This is a genomic window from Marinococcus tarijensis, assembly GCF_054971385.1.
On record NZ_JBQOJA010000032.1, the window covers coordinates 13,935 to 30,721 of the forward strand.

The following is a 16,787-nucleotide window of genomic DNA, read 5'->3' on the forward strand; positions in this document are numbered from 1 at the left end:
GGAAGCAGCTTTTTGCATACCTTTTTTCGTCCTCGATCCTTATCGAAGCAGTTGGGCGTTAATCGCGACAATCACAGTACTCGCACTCATCAGCACAGCACCGACCGCCGGGCTGAGAAGAATGCCGATGGGAGCCAGAATACCGGCTGCTAAAGGAATCGCAACGATATTATATCCAGCTGCCCACCATAGGTTTTGAATCATCTTCCGATACGTTTTTCGGGACAAGTCAATTACGGAAAGCACATCCAATGGGTTGCTCTGCACCAGCACAATATCGGCCGTTTCCATGGCGACGTCCGTGCCGCTTCCAATAGCAATCCCAATATCTGCGGTAGCGAGCGCCGGGGCATCATTAATCCCATCACCGGTCATGGCCACTTTCCGGCCAGACTGCTGCACCTTTTTCACCTGGTCCGCTTTGTGGTCTGGGAGCACTTCCGCGTATACTTCTTCAATACCTAGCTGCCCGGCAACCCAGTCGGCGACCCGTTGATTATCACCGGTGAGCATGATCGGCTGAATGTTCTGCTCCTTTAGTTTTTCGACTGCTTCTTTGGCGGATTCCCGGACCATGTCCGCCAGGGCAATCATCCCCGCATACGTGTCATCGATCAGCACGAACACCACAGTCTTTCCTTCGGCCGAATACTGCTCAAAGATGGCTGTGTCATAATCAATACCCTGTTGCTGCATATAGCCCGGGCTGACAATGTGAACGCGTTGGCCTTCCACGTTTCCGCTCAATCCTTTTCCGGTCATGGTCTCAAACTCCTGAACGGCGGGAGGACGTCCCCCCTGCTCTTCCATTTTCCTCATGATGCCTCTGGCCAAGGGATGTTCCGACTGTTGTTCCACCGCAGCCGCATAGCGCAGCACTTCGTTCTCCTCGTAGGCGTTTGCTGCCTCGATATTTGTGACACCAAAATTCCCTTCCGTCAGGGTGCCGGTTTTATCAAAAATAACCGCTTCCACCTTCCGGGCGGTTTCAAACGGAGGCCGGTTGCGGATCAACAGCCCTTTTTTAGCCGAAATCGCTGTCGAGACAGAAACCACTAACGGAGCCGCCAGCCCAAGCGCATGAGGACAAGTAATCACCATGACCGTTACGGCCCGCTGAACCGCCATATCGATCGCATTTCCAAGCGCTATCCAAATGATAAATGTTCCAATCCCTGCCGCAAGGGCCAGGTAAAAAAGCCATTTCGCTGCCCGATTCGCCAAATCCTGGGCCCGGGATTTCGATTCCTGCGCTTCCTGGACCAGGGTGACCACCTGCGATAAATACGTGTCTTCGCCCGTTTTGGACACCCGGATCGTTAAGCTTCCGTCCTGATTCACCGCCCCGCCGATCACTTCTTCATCCACGGCTTTTTCCACCGGTACCGACTCGCCCGTCAGCATGGATTCATCGACGGAGGAGGAGCCTTCGATAATGACCCCATCCACAGGGACCTTCTCCCCTGGTTTAATCAGCACCTGATCGTTTTCCTGCAACTGATCGACCGGCACGTCTTCCGTGCTGCCATCGCTGTTCAGCCGATGGGCTTCACTGGGCATAAGCTTGATCAATTCCTTCAGCGCATTCGACGCGCCCATGATCGAGCGCATTTCAATCCAGTGACCCAACAGCATAATGTCAATCAACGTGGCTAGTTCCCAAAAAAAGTTCCGACCGGTCCACCCAAAAACGACCATCGTACTATACCCGTAAGCGACCACAATCGCGAGGGCAATTAGGGTCATCATCCCCGGGTTCTTCTGTTTGATTTCATCGATCGCTCCGGTTAAAAACGGCCAGCCGCCATAGAAAAACACGATCGTCGCTAAACCAAAGAGAATCCAAGAATCAAAGGCGAATCCCCACTCCAAACCGAGAAATTGTTGAATGGCGCTCGTTAACAGCAGGATGGGGATCGTCAGGATCACCGAGACGATAAACCGGCGTTTAAAGTCCTGAATCATCCTTTCATGATGCTCGTGATGATCATGTCCCTGGTGATGATCGTGCTCGTCGTGATCATCGGAAGCATGATGAGCTTCCTCCTGGTGACGTTCCTTTTCTTTATCTCCCATGATATACCCTTCCTTTCTGTACGTTTATGTTGACCAAAGCTGGTCCTATCGTATTTTTTCTCATGCATATATGAAGGTCGGATTCTAATAGAAATACCCCGTTTTTCCTATTAAACGGAGTATTTCAACGTATTTTTACACCTCAACGTCGTATCCTTGTTCTTCAATAGCTTCTTTCATGGCTTCCATGTTTACTTTGGAGTCATCAAATGTCACATCCACATGGCCAGCTTCTAAATCAACGTCCGCTTTTGATACCCCGTCTAACTCCTGCAGGGAATGTTCTACAGTCATTTTGCAGTGGCCACAAGTCATGCCCTGCACATTGAGCGTTTTTTCCATCCTTGTCACCTCCTTTTATTACTGCTGTTACAATTTCATTCGTTTTAATCGAAGGGCGTTCGATACGACACTGACCGAACTTAACGCCATTGCTGCCCCGGCGACCCACGGGGCAAGCAGGCCAACAGCCGCTATCGGGACGCCCGCTGTATTATAGCCAAACGCCCAGAAGAGATTCTGGCGGATGTTTCTAATGGTCGAATGGCTAATTTTGATCGCTTTCGGTAGAAGCAGCAACTCGCCCCCAAGAATCGTAATGTCGGCCGCTTCGATGGCCACTTCCGTGCCCGTGCCGATGGCGATGCCAATGTCGGCGACGGCCAGGGCGGGGGCATCGTTGATCCCGTCCCCGACCATGGCGACTTTTTTCCCCTTCATTTGAATTTCTTTGATTTTTGCCGCTTTTTCCTCCGGAAGCACCTGAGCAATCACCTGATCGATGCCCGCCTGTTTAGCAATAGCTTGAGCTGTTCGCTCATTATCGCCTGTCAGCATAATTACTTCCAAACCGGCTTCTTTTAATTCTTCAATGGCCTGGGGAGCTGTTTCTTTGATCGTGTCTGCCACAGCTACAATTCCTCGGTACTGACCATTAACGGCCACGAGCATGGCTGTCTTTCCTGCCATTTCGTACGCTGCCAGCATCTGTTCCGCTTCGCCCGCATCCACCTGGTTCCTATGCATCAGCTTCCGGTTGCCAACAAGAATGCGATAGCCGGAAATTTCCGCTTCGATACCATGACCGGGGACGGCTTGAAAGACATCCACGTCCTGCGTGTCTATCCCCTGGTCTGTAGCATAGGACACGATCGCGTCGGCAAGTGGGTGCTCGGAGCCTTTTTCGGCACTGGCTAACAATTGTAGCGCTTCCTTGTCACCAGTAAAATCGGTTACTTCTGGTTTTCCGTTGGTGATGGTTCCTGTTTTATCCAACACGATGGCCTGAAGAGCGTGTGTACGTTCGAGATGCTCGCCGCCTTTGAACAAAATACCGTTCTCCGCGCCTTTGCCAGTGCCGACCATAATCGACGTCGGCGTTGCTAGCCCCAAAGCACAAGGACAGGCGATCACCAGCACCGCGATAGCTGCCACCAGCGCAGGTTCCAGCTGGCCCGGCTGTACCAGGGAGATCCATAAAACAAATGTCAGAGCCGCCACTCCAACCACAATTGGGACAAAATAGCCCGAAATGACATCCGCGAGCCGCTGAATCGGGGCTTTTGACCCCTGGGCGTCTTCCACGACTTTCACAATAGAGGCAAGTGCCGTGTCTTTTCCTACTTTGGTGGCGAGCATTTCAATCGAGCCATTGTTGTTCATGGTGGAACCGATCACCATGGCCTCCGCCTCTTTTTCGACAGGGATGGACTCTCCGGTGATCATCGATTCATCGACAGAGGTTTTTCCCTTGGCGACGGTACCGTCGACCGGAATTTTTTCTCCGGGCTTGACTACTAGCCGGTCGCCAACGGCTACCTGTTCCACCGGGATCATGATTTCTTCGCCCTCTCTGATCACCCGTGCTTCTTTGGCCTGCAGATTAAGCAGCGACGAAAGCGCGTGAGTGGTCTGTGTTTTCGCTCTTGCTTCCAGATACTTCCCAAACAGGATCAGCGTAATAATGACCGCACTTGTTTCAAAGTACAGGTGGGGCATATAGGTAGGGCTGCCGATGGTTTTCAGAGCTTCGTACAAACTATAGAAATAAGCAGCGCTCGTACCCAAAGCCACGAGCACATCCATGTTGGCCCCGCCATTTTTTAGGTTCTTATAGGCCCCGACATAAAACTGCCAGCCGATAATAAACTGCACCGGCGTCGCTAACGCAAACTGGAACCACGCATTCATGAAGATGGCCGGTATCGAGAGGTTCAACAGATGGACCAACATGGTTAGGGCCAGCGGAGCTGTAAGTACAGCCGAAACCATCAATTTCGTTTTCATCTTATTGATTTCTTTTTCTTTATGGCTCTGTTTTTCCGCTGATGCCGCTTTCGGCTTCGCGTCATATCCCACTTGTTGCACGCTGCCGATGATGGCATCGGCGTCTGTTACCCCAGGGTTGTATTCCACGGAAGCCGTTTCGGTGGTGAGATTGACATTCGCGGCTACAATCCCTTCCTGTTTATTCAGCACCTTTTCAATACGGGTGGAGCAGGCCGCACAGGTCATTCCCATAACATCTAATTCCATTTTTTCTGTTAGCACGCCGTAGCCGGTATGCTCAATTTTTTTCGTAATCTCATCTATAGAAGATTTCTCTGCATCATAGTCGACGGCGGCTTTTTCTGTCGTTAAATTGACCTGGGCTTCCACCCCGTCCATTTTATTTAACACTTTTTCCACTCGGTTGGAACACGCCGCGCAGGTCATGCCTGTAATACCCAGTGTCGTATGATTTGGCTCGGCCATTCTACTCCCCCCTTTTATTTCGCAAACTGCTTCAAGACCGTCATTAATTCTTCGATGGATTCCTTGCCCTCGCCTCGCTCAATTGCCTCACTGACACAGTGATTGATGTGACGTTCGGTAACAGCAAAACCCACATGGTTCAAGGCGGATTGAACAGCACTGATTTGCGCTAATATATCCATGCAGTACCGGTCTTCGTCCACCATTTTTTGGATCCCGCGAACCTGCCCCTCCACGCGTTTTAACCGATTCATCACTTTATCTAGTTCCTTTTGCGTTCTTGGAGTCGTTGGGTGATCCTGCAGAAATTGGTCCATGAAAATCATCCCTTTCCCTCTTTGTTTATACTATACCCCTGTATGGTATAAAAGTCAACTGTTTGGAAACGAATGCATGATCCGGTATGACTGCTAACAAAGCCAGGAACTTTCCCTGAAATTTTCTCGTCTTATCCTTCTTTCCATGATTTCAATATGTTACCTTGTTTTTTCCCATTTAATCATTTTAGGCCATCGGCGTTTGACGTTCTTGTTATATCAAAGTTTTTCATGAAAATCGTCCAATTATATTATAAAAGCACCGTGTTTAGAAATGATGAAGAAAACGGAGGAAGCGTTCTTGACGTAACTTTTTAGGAAAATATGAATCAACATGGAGGGTTTTTAAAAATCTTCACATTTTCTCCATATTTAAAAGGTACAACCACTAGTGTACTAACTTTTATGTTCCAAGGAGGAAGAAAACGATGCAAAAACGGATGAAATTAGCAAGTACAGTAACAGCTTTCGGTCTACTGGTGGCCCCGGTAACGATGGAAGCTTCTCAAAGCGATGATTCCCATACCCCCAACTCGGTGTCATCTCCCCATGGAGAAATGATGGCATCTAGCTTAATGGCTGAAGGCAGCCAGGGCCCTATGGTGCATATGCTCCAACAAATGTTACAAGACCATGGAATATCGACCGACGTTGACGGCCTGTTTGGTCCCGAAACCAAACAAAGCGTGCAAGCGTTTCAAGACGAGGCTGAGATTGCCGTGGACGGCATGGTAGGTCCCCAAACCATGATGGCTATGAGCCAAAGGATGGGGCAAGACATGCCTCTTCTAAACACTGGTGACACGAACATGCATGTTCGTCACCTTCAATACATGTTAACCGAGCAAGAGATCGACACCACGATGGATGGCATCTTCGGACCAGAAACCCGGGAAAATGTGATAACGTATCAGCAAGAGCATAACCTTCAGGTCGATGGGATCGTAGGACCGGAAACCATGAAACACTTGATGAGCAGCATGAATCCCCAAGAGCATCAACAAACGATGGATAGGGGGATAAACGGCCCGAATGGGCCACACGATCAAATGGAAGGGCATAGCGAGATGAATATGAATCATTCCAGCTCGGGTGAAGTCCCGAATAACTTACAAAAAGCCGAAAATCCTACATTTGAGGTCGGGGATCAAGCCACCATGGAAGCTGCTCATATGGAAGGAATGGAAGGACAGACAGCAACCATTGTCGGGGCTTATGACACCACTGCCTATGCGGTGACGTTCCAACCGACGAACGGCGGGGATCTTGTCCAAAATCACAAATGGGTGATTCATGAAGAATTAAATCATACAGACGAAAAATCCTTACAGCCAGGCGATCAAGCCGTGATTGACGTGTCCCACATGGCCGGCATGGAGGGCGCTACGGCCACCATTGATACAGCGGAAAACACCACGGTTTACATGGTCGATTTCACTACCGCTGACGGAGAAGAAGTGATCAACCATAAATGGTTGACGGAAAGTGAACTGAGCAGCAACTAACTTTTATTCTAGTGAACGACCATTGGCCGAAACAAAGTTCCCCCTATATGGAGGGAACTTTTGTTTCTTCTATAAGCCACAAGCTCTGTTTTCCATAATGTTGAGGAATACACTTTTCTCGATAGAAAAAGAGGGGGGATAGACATGCATATAAGCCCTACAGACCGTCGGTTATTTTTAAAAAATACCCTGGGGCTGGACTCGGGTTACCGTTTAGGGGGAAAATTGCATTGCCCTTCCCATTATCAATGGCTGGAACAACTCTTCCACTCACTCATGCAGGATTTAGACATCCGTCAATTATTTCAACAACTGGCCTATTGGGACGTGTACACCTCCCGTCATGCCTTTGATGTTTTTCTTCTGGGGTCCCTGCTGGCCCAACACTTAAAATGGCCGAAGGTCCATGAGCTAGCGTATGGTTTGCTGCTTCATGATATAGGCAAAACAACGATACCCCGATCGATTTTAACGAAACCAACAGCCCCCAGCCTGACAGAATGGAAACTACTCAAAACGCACGCCAGGCACGGTCAAGATATATTACAAGCTCGTGGATTTTCGGCTACTACTGTCAGTATGGCCCAAGGGCATCATGAACGCTTGGATGGTAGCGACTACCCGCATGGGGTCCTGGCTTCTGATCTTGACGATCCCGTGCGCCTTTTAGCGGTCGTCGACGTCTATTCGGCTTTAACCCTGGACCGGCCGTACCTCCAAGCGGTGTCTCCCCATCGGGCGGTTCACATGATACGAAGCGAAGTCGGTCCGTTAGACCCCCGGTACGTTCGCGCATTCTGCGAGCTTTTGGGCATTTTTCCGTTAGGAGCCTCGGTGTCCTTATCGAATGGCACCACAGCGATTATCATTGATATCGATGAAAGACTTCCCACGCTACCCCTTGTGAAGGACAGTCAAACCGACAATACCTTTTACCTTCCGATCGACCAAACTGTCCGGATCCATCGATGGATCGGTCTTCTTTAGCATTTGTTTGCCTTTTCTATCCCGTTTAGTCTTTCATCAACACGTAAAAAAGCAGGAAACAGCCTCCCAGCGGAAGAAAGGTCCAGGAGCATACCAGAAACAGTTGATGCATATAGGTATGCACCGTTGTTATAGGCGCCGCCCAGGCCGCCGACATCGTCAAACAGGCCAGGCCGATCAGGATACATCCTCCTATGGCCATCCATTCCAACCACTTCATCCCCCGTCTCCCCCTTTCTGATGCTGATGAGTCTGACGGGCCAGCGTCAGCATTCGTCAAATTTATATCCTACGCCCCAGACGGTGTGAATGGGGTTTTTTTCTGGATAGAAGGCATTTAATTTCAACCGGAGGTTTTTCATGTGGGTGTCGACCGTACGCCCGTCTCCCATGTAATCCATCCCCCATATTTGCTCGAGCAGCAGGTCCCGGCTGAAGACCCTCCCCGGCTTCGCCACCAGCGTATGAAGCAGATCAAATTCCTTCGGAGTTAAAAGAACGGCTTCTTCCGCCCACCAAACCGATCGTTTTTCCGGATCGACCCGCAGGGGCCCCTGTCGGATCTCTGGAGAGCGTTCGAAGGACACAGGGAAATCATAAGAACGGCGAAGAAGGGCCTGAATCCGGGCGATCAGTTCTTTCGCTTCAAAGGGTTTGGCCAAATAATCATCTGCTCCCAGCTGCAAACCTTCCACCCTGTCCTCGAGACCGGCCCGGGCGGTCAGCATCAATATGGGTACAGCACTGGACCCTCGAACCGTTGCACAAACGGCCCACCCATCGGTTTCCGGCATCATGAGGTCCAAGACCAGCAGGTCATACGACTGCTTGTGCCAATAATCCAGGGCTTCTTGTCCTCCAGAAGCTTCGGTCACGTGATAACCTGCATGCTGCAGGTAGATCCGCAACATCTGTCTCATTGGGAACTCATCGTCGACCACCAAAATATGGTACCCCTCGTTGTTTTGCACCTTCGTCACTTCCTTTAATCCGCAGTGGTTTATATATGTGTAAAATAGAAGCAAAAGAACCGCTGGACGTGGTCCAACGGCTCCCCGTGCCCATGTTATTTAGCGATTTGTTCGCACGCTTCTGCACAACGATAGCAAGCATCGGCGCAGTCTTTGCAGTGCTGGTGATGATCGCCATGCTCAGCGCATTCATCTCCACACGCCCGGCAAATTTTTGCGCATAGAGCACAAATCTCTTTCGCAAAAGGACTATTACTTTGCATCGCTTTGGCAGCAAACGCGCATATGTCCGCACATTCGCGGTCCAAGCGGATACACTCAGCCATCATTTTCACATCGTCTTCCTTCAGACAGTCATCAAAACAGCGGTTGCATTGGTCCATGCAACGAAGACATTCTTGAATACATTCTTCGTAGGTCATTGAAACCATCCTTTCTTTTTTGATGTTTCCTCTTTCGAGGAACCATGGTTATTGTCCCCTCCTCATGTGAAGGAAATGTGAAGATTCAGCAAAAAATGGCTGTTTATGTTGCTTCTGTGTCTACCGAGGGAAAGATGAGAACGAAACAAGTTCCTTCTCCCGGGGTACTGGACACATGAATTTCTCCATCATGCGCATGCATTAATTGTCGCACGATCGCCAGACCCAACCCCGTTCCCCCACCTTCTCGGGATCGCGATTTGTCCACCCGATAAAATCGATCAAAGATAAACGGCAGTTCCTCTTCAGGAACCCCCATCCCTGTATCCATCACTGTTATCCTGGGCTGATGGTGCTGATGATAGGCCCCCTGAATCGAGATATTTCCTTTTTCCGTGTAACGCAGAGCATTGGTGAGCAGGTTGGTGAACACCTGCTCCAATCGCAGTTCATCGCCGTAGACCATCAACTCGTCCTCTATGTCTACGTGGAACTCTAGCCCCTGTTGGCGGGCAGGCAAGGCAAACCCATCGACGATGCGCCGAATCAATGGAGCGATCGCCACCCGCTTGTGGGTTAATACCAGGTGGCCGTCATCCATTTGCGTCAGATCGAACAATTCTTCCATCAGCCGATGTAATCGCTCCGTTTCCTTCGAAAGAATCGCCAAATAAGCTTCTCGGTCTTCCTCCTGGTCGTATAACTTTTCTTGCAGGATATGAGCGTACCCTTTAATATAAGTTATCGGGGTTCGTAACTCGTGAGAAATATCAGCTAAAAATGCTCGCCGGGCGTCCCTGTATTGTTTCAGATCCCGGGCCAGATCATTAATAGCTGTTCCCAGGGAGCCCACCTCATCTTTGGACGAATGATCTACCCGGATCTCCAGTTCCCCTTTGGCGATCTGGCGGGTGGCTTGTTCCATCCGTAGCAATGGGAACGAGAGGCGCCGGGCCAGTACAAGGATCCCACCAAACGCCAACAAAAATGTCCCGATGACGGCAAGCGTAATCAGTCGCTGGACTTCTTGGACCTCCTCGTCGATCGCTGCTTGGGACGATAACAGATAAATGCTTGCCGTCCTCTCTCCTTCGGCCTGCAGCGCTGTTCCCACCACCAGGTATTGGTTCCCTGTCGTATCGTTGGTATATTCGCGTTGGACCGTGCTTCCCGATTGGATGTCCGCCCGTTCTTCGGGCGAAACGCCGGCGGCAAAGGTGTTCGTGTTGTTTCCAATATGCCGAGTTGGTTGAAACGATTCGTCGAACACATAAACATCCTGATATTCTGCCGTCAATGTTTCAAGAACCGTTGTGGCCACAGCGCCATTTTCTTCATACATGGAACTATAATGCGAGACGCTTTGCTTCATTTCTTCCACTTCGCGTTCGAAAAAGAAACCAGAAATGACTTCATGAATGACAAACGTAAAAGGAATTAACACTATGAGAAATAAGGAGAACAAGAGAGCCGCTAACTTTACAGCAATATGTTTAGAAAATCGTGTCAACACCCTTCGCAACTTTCACGTCCCCTTTTGACGGTAAAACACCTATTTTTCTGAATCACTTAATTGAACAGGTGAAGATCCTTTCTCTAGCATCATAGCACACGACCCTGCAGGGGCACGGCAAAACGCGCAAGAGCCCTCGTCCATAAACGAGAGCTCTCTTTGGGTCTTTATTTGTCTTGTTGAAGGACCCGCCGTTTTTGTTCAAATTCGTCTTCGGTTAATTCGCCTTGAGCAAACCTTTCCCGCAACGTATTTAAGGAGGCGTCATCCGACGAGGTATATTTCTTGTTGTCCTTTTTAGAATACATGATAAAATGGACCATCGTATAGATCGCCACGATCACCAGCGCGATCAGGAGAAGCATCCAAATGCCCATCCCCATCGACATCATGGACGACATGTTTCCATTCATCATTGGCATATTTTCCTCCGTCATGGTCATCTCTCCTCTTGTTATTCTATACCCTCCAAGGGCACCTACCCATGCGTACTACCCTATCCATGCTTATCAAGCCATAAATATCTGGACCAACGTGCATGCTCTCCATATAGAATATCATCGCATACAAATTTGAAGAAAACGTGAAGATAATCATTTTTCTTCGCTTCTTCTCAAATCGTATTTTTATGTTTAGCTATTACTGCCATGTTTGCCTCTCAAGGTTCGTATTTGATTACTAACCTACATGTAATCCTTTTGATGCTGCTTCCCCTTGCGCTCTTTTATCTCATCAATTTCTTGTTAGCCCAAGGCCTTGGAAAGTATTTACCTTCTCCGTGGATAACATCGTCAGTTTGAACATGACCACGATTGCCAGAAACTCCCCCCTTGCTTTAGCGATCGTGCTGACCGCTTTTCCCGATCAGCCGCTCATTGCTTTGGCCCTGATTATCGGTCCTTTGTTGGAATTACCGGTGTTAGCCATCCTGGCCTAGGTGTTGTTACAACTGAAAAATAGTGCCAAGCAATCATAGTGGTCTCTTGAGGATCATTTAACTATTGGTTTATCCCAGGCTCATCACTTAACATAATCACGACTATAGGCAGTTTATAGATCAAAAGCTCCGCCTTAACCTCAAAGATTAAGGCGGAGCTTTTCATTCGAACTTTAACACTTAAATGATCCAAGCTCCCAATACTAAGAAGGAAGTACCAATGACTAATACAAAGCTCTTCGCCAGACTGTACGGCATCATATTGACTAATTTAAAAAGACTTTCCCACTCGATATAGCCGCTTGAATTAAATGTTGTATGATCTTTATAATCTTCTTTGCTTTTCATTCTCCATAGAGAAGAATAAAGAATTAAGACTCCCCAAAGTATAAAAATTAAACCCAGCAATATATTCATGATTTTCTCCTTTCATGGCATCAAAAGAGATATATTTGTCCCTTTATCAAGAGAAAAATGCAATGATGATATCGTAAAAGTAGTTAACCTAAGGGTATCATAGGTATGTGCAATTGGAAATAAATTCCCTTTTATTATCACATCATCTATCGTCCTTACATTACGCTAATGCTGAACACTCTCTCATAGAATAATGATGAATAGGCCTAGACTCAACGAATCGTTGAGTCTAGGCCTATATATATTTATTTATGATCGTTGGGGGACAGCTTTTTTTCCCTTATGGATGCAAAAAATAGAAAATATCAGGAGTATCGTTATGATTATTGGCTCCATCATAGAGGCCCAATACAATCCATCATTTTTGATGATGCTGACGAGGAAAATACCGAGTAAAACGCCAAGCCAAAATAAAACAAAAGATGGCCATCGGTGCCTTTGCTTACTATCTTGAATGACTTTTTCCTCCAAATTTTCATCACTCCTTAATAAATCATCGACGGTGATATCAAATAAATCGCTCAAGCTGAGAAGCACTTCGATACTCGGATAATTTTTGCCCGTCTCCCACTTTGAAATAGATTGACGACTAACATGGATTTGTTTCGCGAGATACTCCTGCGACCATCCCCTTTGCTCCCTGACTTTTTTTAATTTGTATCCAAACATACGGTTGGTTCACCCTCTCTGTTGGTTCCCATATTATTCGTGCAAACAGCTAACGTAAAGATACCTATACGCGCATCCTAGGGCAACGTTAGGTTGCTTTGCCCCAGTTCTCGTTAAAGAATTTCTATTTTGGCTTTTTTGAACATGATGTACCCCGAAAAGGCTTGGAGAATAGCTGGGAGAACGGTTAATAACGAAAGAAAGGAAGCAAACATAAATACATTGGCGGATACCCGTTGATTATACTTGGCCGTCCATAATCCCACGAGCGTGGCAATGATAGAAATAAAAACAATGCCTATAGGAATAAATGTGTAATGATCCACCATGTTTAAAACATCCGTCGCAAATTGATCATGAGACACATCTAGGGTTCCATTGGCGTGGGAACGTTGGATTTTCGGATCCAGCATCCGTGCTTCCACTGCCAAATACCGAGCGTATATATTTTGGGCTAACGGTTCTAACGTTAAAAGAAAAAAAGAAACGTAGAATAATACAGCAACAGCTATTGAAGATAATAAACGAACGACCTCAAACGAATATCTCATTTATTAGCCCTCCTATTGTTTACATATATTGTAAACGAGGAGATTTCTTAAAACAATTCTTCCGTTCACCTCTTTGAAATTAACCTAACACTATGATGCTGTTTTAAACTTATCGACATAACGGCCCTTATCGGAAGTCATAATGCGTTACATGACAATAGTATTGCCTTCAGTATACTTTATATATAATGTTATGAAACGCATGTCACTAATACTAACGATCTTTATAAAGTGCATAATATTATATGTTTTACATAAAAGGTTAAAATTAAATCATTCTTTAGGTTTGCCGATCAATAATACAATTTCACGCTATACACAAATGTTTATAGAATACATATTACTCTATATCATATGTGTGCTATACTCTACACAGAGATTTATATAACACACGAAGGGATATGTGTTACATGGAATTACAGTATAGACTTAGTGATTTAGCAGAAGAACTAGGTTTAAAAGAAACTACGGTGCGTAAATACTTTAAGCTCATTGAAAAACGAGGATATTACTTTCATCGTGATCCGGTCGGTTATTTAGTATTCAGTCAAGATGATGTAAATTTATTTAAAGAAATTATTCAAAAGAAAAATCATCCTGATAATACTTTAGAAGAAGCCATTGATTCTATTGTTAACGTTGAAAATGCTTCTTCTGAAAAAACATCTGAAGGCGAACATGGTTTAGTGCCCTATGAAAAATTTGAGTCCATGAGAGAAGAAATCGTTGAACTTAAAAACTTTATTTACGAACAGCAATTAGCATCTGAAAAACGCGAAAATATGTTGTTAGAAAAAATGGATAATATTCAAGAACAATTAAATCATCAACAAGAACAAAAGTTATTAGAACAAGAGAAAGAGCAAAATGAATTAGAGGAGTTTAAAGAAGAAATTAAAAACGAAGAAGAAAAGACTAAAAAGAAAAGCTTTTGGATTCGACTTTTCGGGGGGTAGGAATAGCTAGCTTAAAGAATAAGGAATTATGAAATCAGAAAAATAGTTTCTCATTAGATTAGATTAAAATTAGTCTATAAGGAAAACTATTCCAAGCATTATTGCTTATAATTTTTCATTGAGTTAAGATAAGTCTAATACACGGAAAAAGCAGCCAGTGTTGACGCACTGACTGCTTTAGGGTTTCTCTGCTGGCGGGCAGAAAAGAATATGATTTGTAAGTAGTTTACCTAATTCCTATATTATTTGCAAGGGGAAAGGTTTATTATTTGCACGTTTATCTTTTCACATACCTTATTCAGAGAGACTCTCAATCAAATTAATGATGGGAGTTTTTTTAATGGATATTTTGGATTTTCTTAGAGCAGACGGAAGTATTGTAGTGAATAAAAAATTAGCACATGAAATTGGACTTAATGAAGCTGTAGTTTATTCAGAGTTAGTTAGTTTATATAAATACTGGAGTGAACGCGAAGAGCTGACCGAAGACGGTTTTTTCTATTGCACATATGAAAATATCGAGCGTAATACTACACTCAAAGAAAAAGCGGCACTAAGAGCAATTAACAAACTAGTGAAATTAGAACTCATTGAAAAAGTGAGTCGTGGGTTACCTAGAAAAAACTACTATAAAATCACTCCTGGTATTTATCGTTTAATGAGCGACTGGAGCCAAGATGGCAATAAATATAAAGAAACGACCAAGGACCTCCCAAATGGCGGTACTGATAATGACAGTAGTTCTACCGTTAATAAAAGCTCAAATAACCGCCAAATTCAGAACCTCCAAAATGGCGGTTCTAATACCGACGAAATAGACGTGAAAGAACATCCAAAACGGCCGTTAAATAATACTGAACTAAATAATAATAAATTAAATAATACTGAGATTGTTAACAAGCAAGTTGACAATTCTTCATTCGAATATCAAGATACGTCCGACATTGAAAAAGAATATCTCCAAGAAGGCTTATCACCTGATGTCATTCAACGAGTCAAAGAAGAAATCGCCAACAAACAAGAACCGGTTCGTCATTACGAAGCGTATTTGCGAACGTGCCTGGATAATACCTTACATAAGCACCGCCTAAAACGAGACATGATTGACCAGCCGTACCCGCATTTACCAGCTAATCATCCGCTGAATTATAACTGGCTGCAGGATAACTGATAAACCCAGAAGAGGGGGGATTCGATGGCAGGCACCATCTCTAAGATGAATCGAAGTGTGAAGCAGTTGGAAAAAGAATTAACAACGATCGGTTTTCACGTGAAGATCGAAGCGGATTCCGATAGCATGACACAGTACCTGATCGTGAATCAGGGAGACGTTCCGGGAATCACGGTAAGTGATCGTCAATCGAAGGGAAAAAAGCGTGCGCAATGGGCCGCCGAAGTCGTGGTTACGGCTCCCACTGAGACGTATGAGATGAATACCTATAAGGATCCGGAAACCAAGCAGCCGTTTACCCATTACGTCGTGTCCTCGCACAAAGCGAACAAGATTCCGAAGCTCTGGAAATCCTTTGGAGAAGATTCAATGTAACCATCGTTGGTCATGAGCACGCCATAGAGCAAACACAGGAAGCCCATGAGCATCATTTATCTGTTTTTAGATGGTTAAGGAAAAGAAAGCACAGCCAAACGATTCTGTGGCTTCTGAGCGTCTTTCAAGATGGGCGGTATGGATGCAGGCTATCGATCGAAGAAAAGGTTCGGTTGGATAAAGCCCCATGTCGATGGTTACTGCAACGACTTCACCACAATCATAACGGCAACTAGCATCGTTAATAACCAGACGAGCTGCGAGGAGAAAAACCTAAAGCAGTCATTAACAGAGACGGAACGTGTTCTATGGATGCTCTACCAAGACATGATAACAATGCCGGTTAGCGTTTCGATGTCGGTCATAGAACAACTAGCTTTCGTGCCTATTTGCACCAACACTCTGCAAGAAGAGTTTCCGAACCAGTACGCTGAAGTGTCGAATACCTCCGGTTTTGTACACAAAACCGTGAACAGGCTGTACACAAAACTGTGACAAACCGCCTTTTTGGCGATATCAAGCAAAAACCCCGGCACTGCCGGGGATAGCACGAAGTGATATCATTTTTCCCTTATGCTCTTTCTGAATTTGAGCTTTTACAGGGTAGGTGTTCCAAAATGAGCTTATGGCATGACAGGTAGGGTGTTTGATTTTTGCTGTTTATCCGTCAGGCTATCGTTTGAAAAACGAACCAGAAGATCGACCAAAGGGAGTTCGCACAAACACATTTTTAGAATAAAAACGATGGGTGTACGTGCGCCCTAACTTTCTGTTTTTAGTTCCTTAAGTTTTTTATTCGTTCGAAATAAATCATAAATACTTGTGATGCAAATAAGAGAACCAAGGAAGATATATAATTCATGACGTTCAGAATAAAATGCTTCTTGTAAAGACAGTATTACAATAGCTATTCCGAAAATTATTAGTAACACATTCAGAATTATCGTTGTGATAAATTTTGTTTTTTTCAATGCAAGACCTCCTAAAAGTAAAAAACTTACAAAACTATTCTACTTGCTGGAAGGATGCTTATCGAGAACAAAATTTCCACCTCGAACCATTTCTTGGTTCAACGAAGAGAAGCAAATACCAACGCTCCCGTGCTCCCATTATTCGTTTACGAGAAGGAGGAACCATTTGATGAATCGCATCGATACCCGGTTAAA

The 16,787-nt window shown here is 45.7% G+C and carries 17 protein-coding genes and 1 pseudogene; 6 read left to right on the top strand and 12 right to left on the bottom strand.

Features of this window, described 5'->3' with window-relative positions; translation table 11 throughout:
• Positions 1 to 39: 39 nt before the first annotated feature.
• From ACTTK7_RS14620 to ACTTK7_RS14635, 4 genes are all read right to left on the bottom strand, one after another.
• Complete coding sequence (locus ACTTK7_RS14620) at positions 40 to 2,076, bottom strand: heavy metal translocating P-type ATPase (RefSeq protein ID WP_462868818.1); 2,037 nt, start codon at positions 2,074 to 2,076, stop codon at positions 40 to 42.
• 135 nt (positions 2,077 to 2,211) lie between these two features.
• On the bottom strand, positions 2,212 to 2,418 hold the full coding sequence (gene copZ, locus ACTTK7_RS14625) for a copper chaperone CopZ (protein WP_462868819.1): 207 nt from the start codon (positions 2,416 to 2,418) through the stop codon (positions 2,212 to 2,214).
• A gap of 27 nt (positions 2,419 to 2,445) precedes the next feature.
• Positions 2,446 to 4,830, bottom strand: coding sequence for a heavy metal translocating P-type ATPase (locus ACTTK7_RS14630; protein ID WP_462868820.1), 2,385 nt, complete (start codon positions 4,828 to 4,830; stop codon positions 2,446 to 2,448).
• Positions 4,831 to 4,844: 14 nt separating this feature from the next.
• Positions 4,845 to 5,147: a metal-sensing transcriptional repressor gene (locus ACTTK7_RS14635; RefSeq protein WP_462868833.1), complete on the bottom strand. Its 303-nt coding sequence runs from the start codon at positions 5,145 to 5,147 to the stop codon at positions 4,845 to 4,847.
• A gap of 560 nt (positions 5,148 to 5,707) precedes the next feature.
• On the opposite strand from ACTTK7_RS14635, the gene ACTTK7_RS14640 reads away from it, so the two are divergent.
• Both ACTTK7_RS14640 and ACTTK7_RS14645 read left to right on the top strand, forming a co-directional pair.
• Positions 5,708 to 6,652 carry a DUF1541 domain-containing protein gene (locus tag ACTTK7_RS14640; RefSeq protein ID WP_462868821.1) on the top strand — a complete coding sequence of 315 codons (945 nt, stop codon included), beginning with the start codon at positions 5,708 to 5,710 and terminating at the stop codon, positions 6,650 to 6,652.
• A gap of 144 nt (positions 6,653 to 6,796) precedes the next feature.
• Positions 6,797 to 7,639, top strand: coding sequence for an HD-GYP domain-containing protein (locus ACTTK7_RS14645; protein ID WP_462868822.1), 843 nt, complete (start codon positions 6,797 to 6,799; stop codon positions 7,637 to 7,639).
• 25 nt (positions 7,640 to 7,664) lie between these two features.
• On the opposite strand, the gene ACTTK7_RS14650 is transcribed toward ACTTK7_RS14645, so the two are convergent.
• From ACTTK7_RS14650 to ACTTK7_RS14670, 5 genes are all read right to left on the bottom strand, one after another.
• Positions 7,665 to 7,859 (bottom strand): hypothetical protein, encoded by a 195-nt coding sequence (locus tag ACTTK7_RS14650; protein WP_462868823.1) that lies wholly within the window; start codon positions 7,857 to 7,859, stop codon positions 7,665 to 7,667.
• Between the two features lie 46 nt (positions 7,860 to 7,905).
• On the bottom strand, positions 7,906 to 8,610 hold the full coding sequence (locus ACTTK7_RS14655; RefSeq protein ID WP_462868824.1) for a response regulator transcription factor: 705 nt from the start codon (positions 8,608 to 8,610) through the stop codon (positions 7,906 to 7,908).
• A gap of 95 nt (positions 8,611 to 8,705) precedes the next feature.
• The gene (locus ACTTK7_RS14660) at positions 8,706 to 9,041 is read right to left on the bottom strand and encodes a four-helix bundle copper-binding protein (RefSeq protein WP_462868825.1); all 336 of its coding nucleotides are present in this window, start codon (positions 9,039 to 9,041) and stop codon (positions 8,706 to 8,708) included.
• A gap of 94 nt (positions 9,042 to 9,135) precedes the next feature.
• Entirely contained in the window at positions 9,136 to 10,545 is a 1,410-nt protein-coding gene (locus ACTTK7_RS14665) for a sensor histidine kinase (protein ID WP_462868834.1), read from the bottom strand.
• Between the two features lie 167 nt (positions 10,546 to 10,712).
• Positions 10,713 to 10,982 (bottom strand): SHOCT domain-containing protein, encoded by a 270-nt coding sequence (locus ACTTK7_RS14670; RefSeq protein ID WP_462868826.1) that lies wholly within the window; start codon positions 10,980 to 10,982, stop codon positions 10,713 to 10,715.
• Positions 10,983 to 11,144: 162 nt separating this feature from the next.
• Between ACTTK7_RS14670 and ACTTK7_RS14675 the strand changes: the two are divergent.
• A pseudogene (locus ACTTK7_RS14675) lies at positions 11,145 to 11,482 on the top strand (arsenic resistance protein); the annotation flags it as partial.
• Positions 11,483 to 11,662: 180 nt separating this feature from the next.
• Here ACTTK7_RS14675 and ACTTK7_RS14680 read toward each other — a convergent pair.
• The 3 genes from ACTTK7_RS14680 to ACTTK7_RS14690 form a co-directional block, all read right to left on the bottom strand.
• Complete coding sequence (locus ACTTK7_RS14680) at positions 11,663 to 11,899, bottom strand: hypothetical protein (protein ID WP_462868827.1); 237 nt, start codon at positions 11,897 to 11,899, stop codon at positions 11,663 to 11,665.
• Between the two features lie 249 nt (positions 11,900 to 12,148).
• Entirely contained in the window at positions 12,149 to 12,568 is a 420-nt protein-coding gene (locus ACTTK7_RS14685; protein WP_462868828.1) for a helix-turn-helix transcriptional regulator, read from the bottom strand.
• A 113-nt stretch (positions 12,569 to 12,681) separates the two neighbouring features.
• On the bottom strand, positions 12,682 to 13,119 hold the full coding sequence (locus ACTTK7_RS14690; RefSeq protein WP_462868829.1) for a hypothetical protein: 438 nt from the start codon (positions 13,117 to 13,119) through the stop codon (positions 12,682 to 12,684).
• A gap of 410 nt (positions 13,120 to 13,529) precedes the next feature.
• Between ACTTK7_RS14690 and ACTTK7_RS14695 the strand changes: the two genes are divergently transcribed.
• From ACTTK7_RS14695 to ACTTK7_RS14705, 3 genes are all read left to right on the top strand, one after another.
• A complete protein-coding gene (locus tag ACTTK7_RS14695) occupies positions 13,530 to 14,075 on the top strand; it encodes a MerR family transcriptional regulator (RefSeq protein ID WP_462868830.1) in 546 nt (181 codons plus the stop codon).
• A 340-nt stretch (positions 14,076 to 14,415) separates the two neighbouring features.
• The gene (locus tag ACTTK7_RS14700) at positions 14,416 to 15,246 is read left to right on the top strand and encodes a hypothetical protein (RefSeq protein ID WP_462868831.1); all 831 of its coding nucleotides are present in this window, start codon (positions 14,416 to 14,418) and stop codon (positions 15,244 to 15,246) included.
• Positions 15,247 to 15,270: 24 nt separating this feature from the next.
• The gene (locus ACTTK7_RS14705) at positions 15,271 to 15,621 is read left to right on the top strand and encodes a hypothetical protein (protein ID WP_462868832.1); all 351 of its coding nucleotides are present in this window, start codon (positions 15,271 to 15,273) and stop codon (positions 15,619 to 15,621) included.
• The last annotated feature ends 1,166 nt before the right edge of the window (positions 15,622 to 16,787 follow it).